General features: G+C 62.3%; 14 protein-coding genes. 10 read left to right on the top strand and 4 right to left on the bottom strand.

The window, feature by feature from the left end; translation table 11 throughout:
- The first annotated feature begins 19 nt into the window (after window positions 1-19).
- The 3 genes from AK829_RS07705 (at window position 20) to groL (ending at window position 2,565) form a co-directional block, all read left to right on the top strand.
- Entirely contained in the window at window positions 20-463 is a 444-nt protein-coding gene (locus AK829_RS07705; protein WP_052205328.1) for a hypothetical protein, read from the top strand.
- Between the two features lie 161 nt (window positions 464-624).
- On the top strand, window positions 625-924 hold the full coding sequence (gene groES, locus AK829_RS07700; protein ID WP_052205327.1) for a co-chaperone GroES: 300 nt from the start codon (window positions 625-627) through the stop codon (window positions 922-924).
- Window positions 925-939: 15 nt separating this feature from the next.
- On the top strand, window positions 940-2,565 hold the full coding sequence (groL, locus tag AK829_RS07695; RefSeq protein WP_052205326.1) for a chaperonin GroEL: 1,626 nt from the start codon (window positions 940-942) through the stop codon (window positions 2,563-2,565).
- 108 nt (window positions 2,566-2,673) lie between these two features.
- Here the strand turns inward: groL and AK829_RS07690 are convergent, their stop codons facing one another.
- The gene (locus tag AK829_RS07690) at window positions 2,674-2,991 is read right to left on the bottom strand and encodes a WhiB family transcriptional regulator (protein WP_052205325.1); all 318 of its coding nucleotides are present in this window, start codon (window positions 2,989-2,991) and stop codon (window positions 2,674-2,676) included.
- Between the two features lie 285 nt (window positions 2,992-3,276).
- Here AK829_RS07690 and AK829_RS07685 point away from each other — a divergent pair, with 285 nt between their 5' ends.
- Both AK829_RS07685 and AK829_RS07680 read left to right on the top strand, forming a co-directional pair.
- Window positions 3,277-3,897: a sigma-70 family RNA polymerase sigma factor gene (locus AK829_RS07685; RefSeq protein ID WP_052205324.1), complete on the top strand. Its 621-nt coding sequence runs from the start codon at window positions 3,277-3,279 to the stop codon at window positions 3,895-3,897.
- Window positions 3,894-4,823: a hypothetical protein gene (locus tag AK829_RS07680; RefSeq protein WP_052205323.1), complete on the top strand. Its 930-nt coding sequence runs from the start codon at window positions 3,894-3,896 to the stop codon at window positions 4,821-4,823. Before AK829_RS07685 ends, AK829_RS07680 begins: the two co-directional genes overlap by 4 nt.
- A gap of 52 nt (window positions 4,824-4,875) precedes the next feature.
- On the opposite strand, the gene AK829_RS07675 is transcribed toward AK829_RS07680, so the two are convergent.
- On the bottom strand, window positions 4,876-5,238 hold the full coding sequence (locus tag AK829_RS07675; RefSeq protein WP_052206452.1) for a DUF5319 domain-containing protein: 363 nt from the start codon (window positions 5,236-5,238) through the stop codon (window positions 4,876-4,878).
- A gap of 87 nt (window positions 5,239-5,325) precedes the next feature.
- Between AK829_RS07675 and guaB the strand changes: the two genes are divergently transcribed.
- Entirely contained in the window at window positions 5,326-6,849 is a 1,524-nt protein-coding gene (gene guaB, locus AK829_RS07670) for an IMP dehydrogenase (protein WP_052205322.1), read from the top strand.
- 7 nt (window positions 6,850-6,856) lie between these two features.
- The gene (locus tag AK829_RS07665; RefSeq protein ID WP_052205321.1) at window positions 6,857-8,017 is read left to right on the top strand and encodes a GuaB3 family IMP dehydrogenase-related protein; all 1,161 of its coding nucleotides are present in this window, start codon (window positions 6,857-6,859) and stop codon (window positions 8,015-8,017) included.
- Between the two features lie 29 nt (window positions 8,018-8,046).
- On the opposite strand, the gene AK829_RS07660 is transcribed toward AK829_RS07665, so the two are convergent.
- Window positions 8,047-8,925, bottom strand: coding sequence for an EamA family transporter (locus tag AK829_RS07660; protein WP_052205320.1), 879 nt, complete (start codon window positions 8,923-8,925; stop codon window positions 8,047-8,049).
- Between the two features lie 13 nt (window positions 8,926-8,938).
- Here AK829_RS07660 and guaA point away from each other — a divergent pair, with 13 nt between their 5' ends.
- Window positions 8,939-10,540: a glutamine-hydrolyzing GMP synthase gene (gene guaA, locus AK829_RS07655; protein ID WP_083439793.1), complete on the top strand. Its 1,602-nt coding sequence runs from the start codon at window positions 8,939-8,941 to the stop codon at window positions 10,538-10,540.
- Between the two features lies 1 nt (window position 10,541).
- Here the strand turns inward: guaA and AK829_RS07650 are convergent, their stop codons facing one another.
- The gene (locus AK829_RS07650; protein ID WP_052205318.1) at window positions 10,542-11,612 is read right to left on the bottom strand and encodes a PspC domain-containing protein; all 1,071 of its coding nucleotides are present in this window, start codon (window positions 11,610-11,612) and stop codon (window positions 10,542-10,544) included.
- 143 nt (window positions 11,613-11,755) lie between these two features.
- Between AK829_RS07650 and AK829_RS07645 the strand changes: the two genes are divergently transcribed.
- On the top strand, window positions 11,756-12,853 hold the full coding sequence (locus tag AK829_RS07645) for an ATP-binding protein (RefSeq protein WP_232305703.1): 1,098 nt from the start codon (window positions 11,756-11,758) through the stop codon (window positions 12,851-12,853).
- Window positions 12,850-13,473, top strand: a complete 624-nt coding sequence (locus AK829_RS07640) for a LuxR C-terminal-related transcriptional regulator (protein WP_052205316.1) — start codon at window positions 12,850-12,852, stop codon at window positions 13,471-13,473. The genes AK829_RS07645 and AK829_RS07640 overlap by 4 nt, the downstream gene beginning before the upstream one ends.
- Window positions 13,474-13,630 lie beyond the last annotated feature (157 nt).

Here is a 13,630-nt window from a genome sequence, read left to right as displayed (position 1 = left end):
ACTGCGAAAGGACCCCGCCATGCATGGAGACGACCAGCGTTTTGGCCTGCTTGTTAACCCGGATCTGACGTATCGACGCATTGTGTTCGACCTCGCAGACGCCAACCATTTCCTTGGCCCCGTGGTGCTTGACACGGTGCGTGTGGCGTTTATGGAGCAGGAAGAGGAGTTTGAGGCGATCTACTCGCCGTCCGCACGCGAGGACCGCGCGAAGCCGAACCCGGTTGCCTCCCTGGCGAAGAACCATGCAGCCACCGGCAACCCCAGCTTCTTGCAGGACCCGATGACCGCGATTTCCGGCCCGGTGATCTTCACCGGCCGCAAGGGCACCAGCATTAACGACGACATCGTGGAGGAAATCAAACAGACCATCCGCGCCGCACGCCACTACCGGGACGACAACCCGGAGGAGTTTCAGCTGTGGGAAAACGCGGTGCTCAACATGGGTGCACCGCAGGAGTAGAACGGGTTTGGGCGGCGTTGTTGTCACTTAGCACTCGCGACGGTAGAGTGCTAAACGGGTTGTCTCGAGCACAGTTGTTCACCCGCGACGACGGCTGCGCGACATGGGAATAACCGCAACATTTTCCAAACGCTTTAGAGACGAAAGGTCAAGTACCTATCATGGCAAACGTCAACATCCGCCCTCTCGACGACAAGGTTCTGGTGCAGATCGCCGAGGCTGAGACCACCACCGCATCCGGCCTGGTTATCCCGGACTCCGCTGCTGAGAAGCCGCAGGAGGCTGTCGTGGTTGCAGTCGGCCCGGGCCGTCTGGACGATAACGGCAACCGTGTGGCTCTGGATGTCAAGGAAGGCGACACCGTCGTGTTTGCCAAGTACGGCGGCACCGAGCTGAAGTACGGCGGCGAGGAGTACCTGCTCCTTTCCGCACGTGACCTGCTCGCTGTTATTGAGAAGTAAGGGGCTGCGCCCGATATGGCAAAACTGATCGCATTTGACCAGGAGGCCCGCGAGGGCATCCAGCGCGGCGTGGACACGCTCGCAGACGCGGTCAAGGTCACTCTCGGCCCCCGCGGCCGCAACGTGGTGCTGTCCAAGAGCTGGGGCGGCCCGACCGTGACCAATGACGGCGTGACCATCGCGCGCGACATTGATCTTGAGGATCCGTTTGAGAACCTCGGCGCCCAGCTGGTGAAGTCCGTGGCTGTAAAGACCAACGACATTGCTGGTGACGGCACCACCACGGCAACCCTGCTTGCGCAGGCGTTGGTGGCAGAAGGTCTGCGCAACGTGGCAGCTGGTGCGAACCCGATCGAGCTGAACAAGGGCATCCGTGCCGCAGCCGAGAAGGTTGTCCAGGAGCTGCTCAACCGCGCAACCGAGGTGTCCTCCACCACGGAGATCGCCAACGTGGCCACCGTGTCCTCCCGCGACCCGGAGGTCGGCGAGATGGTCTCTGGCGCCATGGACAAGGTGGGCAAGGACGGTGTGGTTACCGTTGAGGAGTCCACCTCCATCGATTCCTACGTGGACCTGACCGAGGGCATCTCCTTTGACAAGGGCTTTTTGTCCCCGTACTTCATGACTGATCCGGACGCTGGCCAGGCCGTGCTTGAAGATGCACGTGTGCTGCTCGTCCGCAACAAGATCTCCTCCCTGCCGGACTTCCTGCCGGTGCTGGAGCAGGTGGCGGAGGCTAACGTTCCGCTGTTGATCATCGCTGAAGACATTGAGGGCGAGCCGCTGCAGACCCTGGTGGTTAACACCCTGCGCAAGACGCTGAAGGTTGTTGCAGTGAAGTCGCCGTACTTCGGTGAGCGCCGCAAGGCGTTCATGGATGACCTGGCAGTGGTCACCGCCGCCACGGTTATTGATCCGGAGGTTGGCGTGAACCTGAAGGACGCCACCGTGGAGCACATGGGCTCTGCCCGCCGCGTGACCGTGAACAAGGATGAGACCATCATTGTTGACGGTGCGGGTACCGCAGAGGCTGTCGAGGAGCGTCGTAACCAGCTGCGTCGTGACGTGGAAACCACCGACTCTTCCTGGGACAAGGAAAAGATCGAGGAGCGCCTTGCCAAGCTTTCCGGCGGCGTTGCCGTGATCCGCGTCGGTGCAGCTACCGAGACGGAGATGAACGAGCGCAAGCTGCGCGTCGAGGATGCCATCAACGCCGCGCGCGCCGCGGTCCAGGAGGGCATCATCGCCGGCGGTGGCTCCGCTTTGGTCCAGATTTCGAAGGAACTCGAGCAGTTCGCTGAGGAATTTGAGGGCGAGCAGAAGACCGGCGTCCTGGCCGTGTCTCGTGCCCTGACCAAGCCGGCATTCTGGATTGCTGAAAACGCTGGCCTTGATGGTGCCGTTGTCGTGTCCAAGACCGCTGAGATGCCGAACGGCTCCGGCTTCAACGCCGCAACCTTGGAGTACGGCGACCTGATTGAGCAGGGCATCATCGACCCGGTGAAGGTCACCCACTCCGCAGTGGTCAACGCTGCATCGGTTGCTCGCATGATCCTGACCACCGAAGCATCCGTTGTAACCAAGCCGGAGGAAGAGACCGCACCAGCTGCTGCTGGCGGCCACCACGGCCACATGCACTAGTTTCTACGGCTGAATGCCCAAGCTAAACGCTTAAGCCCCGCTCCTGCGCCTGTGAGAGCGGGGCTTTCGCCTTTCCCGGGGTGCTGGCGCCTTATCCGATGTTTGGGGCTACTTCGCGGATGCAGCCGCAGCAGGAACACGGGCGCCGCCGCGAGACTTGCGCAGAATTGCCTGGCGCTCCGACTCGCTCATGCCGCCCCAGATGCCGTAAGGCTCTGCCACGCGCAGTGCGTGCTCGCGGCACTGCGAGAGCACCGGGCACTGGAAGCAGATGGCCTTGGCGCGGTTTTCACGCTGTGCGCGGGCGCGGCCACGCTCCCCGTCGGGGTGGTAGAAGATCTCAGATGCTTCGCCTCGGCAGGCGCTGCGTAGCTGCCAATCCCAGAAGTCTGCGTTTGGTCCGGGCAGTGCGCTTGGCAGGGACATAGTCTTAGAGCTCCTTCAATCTGCTTTCGTACAGCCGATGTAGCAGTGTGGTCTGCTTTGGTAAACGGTTGGTGAAGCCGCGGTAACGGGCATCTTGCGCCATCGGTGTGCCCCCGTAAAAAATGCTTATGAGCAGTGGTTTTGTTAAAGGTTAAGGGTGGGTGAATTCGGGGAGAATTCTTATTTCCCAGGCGTTTTAGGCTCTTATGGGGCTACTGGGCTGGCCAGTTTTTCCTCGGCGCGGTTGCTGGTGTGAAAATAGAGACATCGGTACTGTGGCCGAAGATGTATTGCCCGAGACCACGGGTGAGCGAGGAAGAAAGGAGCGCTGTGTCCCAGCCTGATGCAGAGGATGAACTCACGCGCCTTGTTCCGCTTGCCGCCGCTGGGAACAAACGGGCACTGCAAAACGTCATCCGAATCGTTCACCCCCAGGTGCTGCGGTATGCCCGCGCACGCATCAGTGGTGGCCGGATGCCAACGGCTGAGGATGTGGCGCAGGAAATCTGCTTGGCCGTGGCAACGTCCATAGACAAGTACCAAGACATGGGCAAGCCGTTCATGGCATTCGTGTACGGCATTGCGTTTAACAAGGTTGCGGACGCACACCGCAGCCTTTTTAGAGACAAACTCACACCCACGGAAGAGGTGCCGGATGCTGTTGATACCGGCGCTACCCCCGAAATGTTTGCGCTGGAAGCAGACGGTAGTAACCAAATTAGGGTTTTGCTCGATGAACTAGGTGACAAGGCTCGAGACATCATTATCTTGCGGGTGTTCGTGGGCCTGTCCGCAGAAGAGACAGCTGAGGCCGTGGGGTCTACCCCCGGGGCCGTGCGAGTTGCCCAACACCGGGCACTGGCAAAGCTGCGCGAGGCTTTGGAAGAACAGGACCGGGATCAATGACAGGCCGCGATAAGGGTCAGTTTGATAATGATGCGACGCAGGTTGAACACGTCAATGACACTGACGCGTTCCTCGACGCGCTTGGCCGCGGCGTTGACCCCTCCGATGGGGAAGACCCGCTTGCTGGGTTGTTTTTGGAACTGCGGGCGGAGGTTGAACAGCCGATGCCGGACGCGCCCAGCGTTGAGCACGTGTCCGCGCCGAAGCTCACGGCGATCAACGGGGGCCGCACCGAGGCCACCACTAAGAGGCGTACCTCCGGCGGGAGCGCTCCTCGCAAGCAGATGAACCCGTGGGCCGCTGGCCTCATTGGCGCTGCCGCAGCATCGGCGATGGTCGTCGGTGGGGGCGTGGCGTTTTTGGATCTGGAGCAGGACTCGGCGTTGCTGGAGACGTCGACAAGCATGAGCCCCAACAACACCGCAGCCATCGAGCTTGCCTCCACCCTGGAGGAAATCCAGGTGGCAAGCCAGGGCGGTGATGCGGACTACCTTGAGCAGCTGTTGATCCAGGCGCGGGAACTGGCAGAGGCGATGGCGGCGAACGGCGCGAACACGCAGCCTGCGGAGGAGCACGTGAAGCGGGAGGAGAAGCCGGCGGAGCCTCCGCACACCGTCACTGAAACGGTGACCGTGGCTGTGACCGTGACGCAGACAGAGACGGTGAAGCAGCCTGTGTCTTCCTCGCAGACGGTTAGCCCAAGCCCGTCGACGCCGACGTCGACCCAGCCTGGCCAGTCGGGCCAGCCGGGTGAGCCTGGTCAGTCGCAAGATCCGCAAAGCCCGCAGCCCGAAGGCCAGCCGGGACAGCCTGGCCAGCAGCAGCCGGGGCAGGGTGCGGCGCAGAACCCGCAGCCGGAGGGGCAACCTGGCCACCCAGGTAGCGTGACGGTGCCGCCAGTGGTGCCGGCAACCCCGGGGCAGTAGCCCGAATAAGCCCGAATAAGCCCGAGCTCAAGAACCGGGGCAGTAGCCCCAGTTAGCGCCCGCGTGCGTCGAGCCCGTCGAGGAAGCCCATGGCGTAATCCCAAGGCACGTATGCCTCGACGTTGGGGCTTGCGCTTGGCTCGTGGACCGGGGGCAGCTCGCCGCGCAGGGTTGAGAGCATGTTCTGCTCCATGATTTCCCAGTCGTAGTAGTGCATCTGCTCGCAGTCTTCGCACTGGAAGAAAATGCCTTGGATGCCGCGTGGGCGCAGGCGGAGTTTACATTCGCGCACGTGTCCTAGGTCTTGGAGGACTTCGGCGCGCTCTTGGTCACTAAGTGGCTCGAACGGCTCGTCATCTTCGATGAACGATGCCGGGTCGTTCGGGTCATCCGCGAACGGGTCGAGTGGCATCATGTCGTCGTAGTTCACGAAGACCAGACTAGCCGCTAAAGAAAAGAAGCCGACTATGCCCCTGACCCTTACTTCTAATATCATGGCGACATGGCAAATGAGCGTGTACTAACTGGTGGCGATGATCCGGAAAAAGTCCTCCTTCGAGGCTTGACGTTTGATGATGTGCTGCTGCTCCCCGCGGAGTCGCACATCGTCCCTTCTGAGGTGTCTACCTCGACGCAACTCACCCGCAACATTTCGTTGCGTATTCCGATTGCGTCGGCGGCGATGGACACGGTGACTGAGTCGCGAATGGCGATCGCCATGGCGCGCCAGGGTGGTATTGGTGTGCTGCACCGCAACTTGAGTGCGCAGGAGCAGGCCGAGCAGGTTGACATTGTCAAGCGCTCCGAGTCTGGCATGGTCACCAACCCGGTGACGGCCACCCCGGAGATGACGCTGGCTGATGTGGACGCGCTGTGTGCACGTTTCCGTATCTCTGGTCTGCCGGTGGTGGATGATGCGGGCAAGCTGGCTGGCATCATCACGAACCGTGACATGCGTTTTGAGCGGGACTTTAGCCGCAAGGTCGCTGAGGTCATGACCCCGATGCCGCTGGTGGTTGCACGCGAGGGCGTGAGCAAGGAAGAGGCGCTGAACCTGCTGTCCGCCAACAAGGTGGAGAAGCTGCCGATTGTGGCTGCTGATGGCACGCTTGCTGGCCTGATCACGGTGAAGGATTTTGTGAAGAGTGAGCAGTACCCGTTGGCGTCGAAGGACGCTGAGGGTCGCTTGCTGGTCGCCGCCGGTGTGGGCACCGGTGAGGATTCCTACGATCGCGCGGGCCTGTTGGTTGAGGCCGGCGTGAACGCGCTTGTGGTGGATTCCGCGCATGCACACAACAACCGCGTGCTGGAGATGGTCTCCCGCGTGAAGAAGGACTTCGGCGACCGCGTTGATGTGATTGGCGGCAACCTGGCTACCCGTTCTGCGGCGCAGGCGATGGTGGATGCTGGCGCGGACGCGATCAAGGTTGGTATCGGCCCAGGCTCCATCTGCACCACGCGCGTGGTTGCTGGTGTTGGTGCGCCGCAGATCACGGCGATTCTGGAGGCTTCGGTGCCGGCGAAGAAGGCGGGCATCCCGATCATTGCTGATGGTGGCATGCAGCACTCCGGTGATGTGGCGAAGGCGTTGGCGGCTGGTGCGTCGTCAGTCATGCTGGGCTCCATGCTTGCTGGTACCGCGGAGGCCCCGGGCGAGATCGTCGTGGTTGGTGGCAAGCAGTACAAGCGTTACCGCGGCATGGGTTCCATGGGTGCGATGCAGGGCCGTGGCCTGACGGGTGAGAAGCGTTCCTTCTCCAAGGACCGCTACTTCCAGGCTGACGTTGCTAGCGAGGACAAGCTGGTGCCGGAGGGCATCGAGGGCCGCGTGCCGTACCGCGGCGAGCTGGATGCCATCACCCACCAGATCGTTGGCGGCCTGCGCGCGGCGATGGGCTACACCGGTGCCGCAACGATTGAAGAGCTGCAGACGAAGCAGTTTGTACAGATCACTACGGCTGGCTTGCGTGAGTCGCACCCGCACGACATCACGCAGACCGTCGAGGCCCCGAACTACCGCGGCTAGGAGCATCATGCGCGAGATTGTAGAAATTGGTATTGGCAGGGACGCTCGGAGGGCTTTTTCGCTTGACGACGTCACGTTGGTCCCCACCCGCCGCACCCGCTCGTCCAAGGACGTTGACACCACGTGGCATGTGGATGCGTACACCTTTGACGCCCCGATCATTTCGTACCCGACGGATGCGTTGGCAAGCCCGGAGTTTGTCATTGAGATGGGCAAGCAGGGCGGCCTGGGTGTGATTGACGCTGAGGGTCTGTGGGGGCGCAGCGCCTCCATCCCAGACGCGATTGCGGAGGTCACCGGTAAGACGCAGTACCCGGAGACGATGAACTCCCGGAAGGACTACCTGGAGTACGAGGCGTCGAAGACGCAGGCTGTGGAGACGTTGCAGCGTCTGCACGCGCAGGCGTTGGATACTGATCTGCTGACGGAGCGTATCCGCCAGGTGCGTGACTCTGGGGTGACCGTTGCGGTGCGCGTGAGCCCGCAGAACGCCCGTGAGCTGGCGCCTGTGGTGATTGCGGCAGGCGCAGAGCTCCTGTTCATCCAGGGTTCGCTGGTGTCTGCGGAGCACGTGCAGCAGGGCGGGGAGCCGCTGAACTTGAAGGAGTTCGTGGGCTCGCTTGAGGTGCCGGTGATCGCAGGCGGCGTTTATGACTACTCCACGGCGATGCACCTGATGCGCGCTGGCGTGGCCGGTGTGATTGTGGGCAGCGGTAGCGCTGGCCTGGAGGGCATCGGCGTTCCGTTGGCCACCGCGATTGCAGATGTCGCGGCGGCACGGCGCGACTACCTGGATGAGACCGAGGGTCGTTACGTACACATCGTGGCTAACGGCGATGTAAACACGGCGGGCCAGATTGCTGTGGCGCTGGCGTGTGGCGCTGACGCCATGATGGTTGGTCGCCCGCTGGCGTGCGCTGAGGAGGCCGCAGCCCAAGGCTCTTACTGGGAGCCACAGGCAGCGCACCCGCGCAACCCGCGCGGTGGCATTCAGGTGGATTTTTCAGAAAATCACTACCCGCTTGAGGTGGTCCTGCACGGGCCTTCCAATGACGCCTGGGGCACCTTGAACCTCATTGGTGGCCTGCGCCGAATCATGGCCAAGTGTGGCTTTACCACGGTCAAGGCCTTCCAGAAGGCGCAGCTGGCGGTTCGCCCGACCATTTAGTGGCCAGGTAGTGGCCCTGTGCGGGGCCGCTACCTGCGGCGCCGGGTGCGCCGCCCACCCAAGGTCTGGTTGACGGACGCCAAGATCACCAGCACGATTGCGGCGCCCTTGAGCAGGCTTGGGCTTTGCGCAAGCACAAGCCAGCCGATGGCGGCAGCAAACGCAGGCTCCAGGGCGATGAAAATGGCGAACACGTTCGGCTGGAGCTGGCGCATGGCGATCAGCTCCAGCGAATAGGGGATCAAAGACGCCAAGATCGCCGTACCGATGGCTAACCAGAGCAGCGAAAAGTCCGTGAGAATGACAACGGAGCCGCGCCACCCCAACGGCATCAGGATTAACCCGCCCACGGCAAGCGACACCGCAAGGCCACCCTGACCGGGAACCAACGCACCGGCGTGTTTATTTGCCATGATGTAGCCCGCCCAAAACACGCCGGCGATGAGGATGTAGACAACGCCTTGGGGATCCAGCGGGTCGCCCGTCAAAGAGTCCACGGCCAGAAGGGCCATGCCGATCATGGCGAGGGCGACGGAGGTGGCGTCGCGAAGCGAGCGCGAAAGCACCGCCGCAAGCAGCAAGGGGCCCAAAAACTCGATGGTCACCGCGGTGCCTAGGGGGATGGTGGAAATGCCGGCGTAGAACGAGCCGTTCATCCCACCCATGGTTAGCCCCAGCAGGCACACGCCGCGCCACTGGGCGGCGCTCCACTCCCAGAAACGCGGACGCGAGAGAGCGAAGAGGATAACTGCAGCAATGAGCAGGCGTAACGACGCCGTCGCCCACGTACCCGCTGCCGGAAACAACTGCGTAGCAAGAGCTGCTCCGAACTGCAGCGACAAGCATGAACCAAGAATGCAAGCAATGGCCATACCCTGCGGCGGGGTAGAAGGGCGGACAGTTTTCATGCATGGATTATGCATGGCCAGAACACGTCTGGGGGATCAGGGGTGTCATCAGTTAGTATTTGAAACCGTGAGACCTGTACTTGTAGTGGACTTTGGCGCGCAATACGCGCAGCTCATCGCGCGGCGCGTGCGTGAGGCGAACGTGTACTCGGAGGTGGTTCCCTCCACCATCACGGCAGAAGAGCTTAAAGCGAAGGATCCGGTGGCCCTGGTGCTCTCCGGCGGCCCGTCTTCGGTGTACGCCGAGGGCGCCCCGCAGCTGGATCCGGAGATCTTTGAGCTGGGTCTGCCTATCTTTGGTATTTGCTACGGCTTCCAGGTGATGACGCAGGCGCTGGGTGGCGAGGTTGCCAAGACCGGCTCCCGCGAATACGGCCGCACGGCGATGGCTGTCAAGGGCGGCGTGCTGCACGCTGGTCTGGATGAGCACCCAGTGTGGATGTCGCACGGCGATTCTGTGACGCGCGCACCGGAAGGCTTCGAGGTCACCGCGTCTACCCCGGGCGCGCCGGTTGCTGCGTTTGAGAACGTAGAGCGCAAGTTTGCTGGTGTGCAGTACCACCCGGAGGTCATGCACTCCCCGCACGGCCAGGAGGTGCTGACGCGCTTCCTCACCGAGATCGCCGGCTTGGAGCAGAACTGGACGGCGTCCAACATTGCGGAGCAGCTCATTGAGCAGGTTCGCACCCAGGTTGGGGACGGCTACGCCATCTGCGGTCTGTCCGGTGGCGTGGATTCCGCGGTGGCTGCCGCGCTGGTGCAGCGCGCGATCGGTGAGCGTTTGACCTGTGTGTTTGTGGACCATGGTCTGCTGCGCCAAGGCGAGCGCGAGCAGGTGGAGACCGACTTTGTTGCCGCAACCGGCGCGAAGCTGGTGACGGTGGATGAGCGCAAGGCATTCCTGGACAAGCTGGCCGGTGTGACCGAGCCGGAAGCGAAGCGCAAGGCAATTGGTGCGGAGTTCATCCGCTCCTTCGAACGTGCGGTTGCCGGGATTCTTGCAGAATCCGGAAACGATAAAAACGTCGATTACCTGGTGCAGGGCACCCTGTACCCGGATGTTGTGGAGTCCGGCGGTGGCACCGGCACCGCGAACATTAAGAGCCACCACAACGTCGGTGGCCTGCCGGATGACGTGGAGTTTGAGCTGGTTGAGCCGCTTCGCCTGCTGTTTAAAGACGAGGTCCGCGCCGTTGGCCGCGAGCTCGGCCTGCCCGAGGTGATTGTGAACCGCCAGCCGTTCCCGGGCCCGGGCCTGGGTATCCGCATTATTGGCGAGGTCACCGAGGAACGCCTGGAAACCCTGCGCGCTGCTGATGCGATTGCTCGCGAGGAGCTGACCAAGGCTGGCCTGGATGACCAGATCTGGCAGTGCCCGGTGGTCCTGCTGGCTGATGTGCGCTCGGTAGGTGTGCAGGGCGACGGCCGCACCTACGGCCACCCGATCGTGCTGCGCCCTGTTACCTCTGAGGACGCGATGACCGCGGACTGGGTGCGCATCCCGTATGAGACGCTTGAGGTGATCTCCACCCGCATCACCAACGAGGTGGCTGATGTCAACCGCGTGGTGTTGGACGTGACGTCCAAGCCGCCGGGGACCATCGAGTGGGAGTAATTCAGTTTTCCTCGCCCGCGTCCTCGCGGGCGTAGTACGCGGACACGGACCCGACGCGCTGCTGCACGTTAATCGTGAGCAGCTCGCCGTCCTTGTCCGCGTTTTGTCGTTCTTCGGGGCAAACAGTGTCGCCGATAGTGGTCTTGCAGTGCACGTCTACTGGGACGTTGTTCGGCAAAATAACCTCGATTACGCCGATGTCGTTAGCAATATTGATCGTTTTCGGCTCATCGAGCGGTTCTAGTTCAGAGAGGTCGATCTTGACGTCGCCAACGTGGTGCTTGAATTCAGGCAGCGCATCTGCGTCGTAGACGGTTACGCTTGCACTGCTGAAGCGGCCCGCTACGTCATCGCTGAAGCGCGGTCCGGCGATGCCAGTCAGGAAAAGGATGCAGAAGAGAATGACAGCCAGGGGCAGCCAGAGCCACAGACGCGTCTTCTTCTTCGGCTGCTCCGGCGCCGGCTCAACGGGGTCGGGCAGGTGCCACAGCCCAGGTGCCGCGCCGAGCGGGTCCCACGCCGGCGGCTTCTGGCCGGGGTGTTCGTAGCCCTCCGGCACCGTCAGATGGGAGGTGTCCACGGCAGGGCCTTCGCTTGTCTGCGACTCCACGCTCCCCACCACCAACAACCCCGCCGGCGCTTGCGGCTGTCGTTGATATGCGAGGTACCAGCCGAGCGCGAAGAGCACGAAGGTAACCAAGACTCCTCGCATGTCGCTAGCTACGGCAACGGAGGGGAAGAAGATGACAAGGCCAACGAGCAGCAGCCAGCCGGTATCGCGCTCTTTCTTCTCAATCTTGGTCAGCTGATCTTTCGGAGTGGAAATCGCGTTTGCCGGGGTGCGGGTCAGCCCGAAGCGGGGCATGTTGATCCAGCACAATAGGTAGAGGAACAGACCGCCGCCGAAGGCGAAAGACAAAACGACAAACAGGACGCGGATCAGCGTTGGGTCGATTTGGAAGCGGGCACCGATGCCTTCGCAGACACCAGCGATGACGGCTTTGCCGCCTTGGTCTTGAGGGATGCGGGGTGGGCGGGTCTCCCACATGCGTTTCAGTGTGTTGGTTTCCATGGCTTCTATTTTTGTGAGCCAACGCCTGGCGCGGTATCGGGTATGACCCTGATTTTTCTTTTCAGGGTTTACCCCGATGTGCTCAGGGCATTGGGCGTGCAACGATGGGGGACATGTCTGCGTTGTATCCCCGGCTCACCCGAGTGAGATCCCGTCGCGTGATCGCCGGCGTGGCCGCTGGCCTGGCCGCGTATCTCGGGGTGGAGGCGAAGTGGGTACGCCTGTTTTTTGTGGCGGCGAGCTTCGCCGGTGGCTTCGGCGTGTTGTTATACGCCGGGTTGTGGATGTTCACCCCGCTCGCCGAGAACACTGCCCCGCGGCAGCGTCCCAGTGCGCTTGATATCTTCCTGGTGCTCGCCGGGTTTGCAGGAGCGTTGACGTCGTTACAGGTCTCCTCCGGTGCCGGAGGGGCGGTGCTGTTCATCCTTGGCGTGCTCATTGTCGGTGCGGTGATCGCGCTGCAGGCATATGACCGCGGTACGGATTCGTGGCGCAACATTGCCGCACTGACCCTGGGTGCGCTGTTGATCATGGGCGGGGTGCTGGCAATTGCGCTCATAGGGGAGAGCAGTGGAGTAGCCGGTGTGGTCGTCTCCGTGCTGGTCACGGTGCTAGGCGTCGGAGTTTTGGTGGTGCCGCTGATGGTCAAACTGGCTAACTCACTGGTTGCGGAGCGTGAGGCAAAAGCGGTGGCGAACCAGCGCGCGGAGATCGCCTCGCGTCTGCACGATTCGGTGCTGCAGACGCTTGCGCTCATTCAAAAGCAAGCCGACGATCCGGAGGAGGTTGCCAGGCTCGCGCGCGGTCAAGAGCGGGAGCTTCGCGCCTGGCTTTTCAATGACACCGTGTCCAACCACACCACCGTTTTCGCCGCACTGCAGAAGGCTGCGGGTGAGGTTGAAGACACGTACGGGGTAGTGATCAAACCGGTCACGGTCGGCGAAGACATCCCCTTTGACCAGCGCACCGAGGCGATTGTGCTTGCCGCACGCGAAGCCATGGTCAACGCCGCCAAGCATTCGGGTACGGATACTATCGACGTCTACGCCGAACACCTCGCCGGCCGACTCGAAGTGTTCGTCCGCGACCGTGGCAAAGGCTTCGACCCAGACGCCATTCCGACAGACCGGCACGGGTTACGAGACTCCATCGTGGGCCGGGTTGAGCGGGTTGGGGGAGAGGTGGGCGTGGTGGCGTCGATAAGCAATGGCTCCGAGATCGAACTAGCGTTGGACCTATGACGCGCGTGTTTTTGGTGGATGACCACTCGGTGTTTCGGGCCGGGGTGAAGGCCGAGTTGTCCGCTGCGGTGGAAATCGTCGGGGAGGCCGGCACCGTTGCGGAGGCGGTGCGCGGGATCGAGGAGACCCAGCCGGACGTGGTGCTCTTAGACGTGCACATGCCCGACGGCGGGGGCCTAGCCGTCCTCAAACGCGCGCCGGGACCTGCGTATTTGGCGCTGAGCGTCTCGGATGCAGCAGAAGACGTCATCGCCCTGATCAGGGCGGGTGCGCGCGGGTACGTGACCAAGAACATTGCAGGCGCGGAGCTTGCGGAGGCAATTGAGCGGGTGCGTGGTGGGGACGCGTACTTCTCGCCACGGCTCGCCGGGTTCGTGCTCGACGCTTTTGCCTCCGGTCCGGTTGTGGAGGAAGACGACCCGGCGGTGGACTCGCTCACCCGGCGCGAGCTGGAGGTGTTGCGCCTCCTTGCGCGCGGCTACACGTACAAGGAGATCGCCGAGCGCCTCTTCATCTCTGTAAAGACGGTGGAGACGCACGCCTCCAACATCCTGCGCAAGACGCAGACCTCGAACCGGCATCAGCTCACGCGTTGGGCGGTGGCGCGCGACCTGGGGTAGCGGCGGGCCCTGCTTGACATAACGTTTATCGTCTAGCGCTCTCGGGCCGCTGCTAGACGACATTGCAAAAACCCCCAAATCCAACAAAATGCGACCTGCGGAAATGCGGAGGAAAAATTTTATCGTCTAGCAACATCTTGCTCACTGCTAGACGATA

The sequence above is a fragment of the Corynebacterium riegelii genome, assembly GCF_001263755.1.
Classification (GTDB): Bacteria; Actinomycetota; Actinomycetes; order Mycobacteriales; family Mycobacteriaceae; genus Corynebacterium; species Corynebacterium riegelii.
This window is presented reverse-complemented; position numbering and strand designations above follow the sequence as displayed.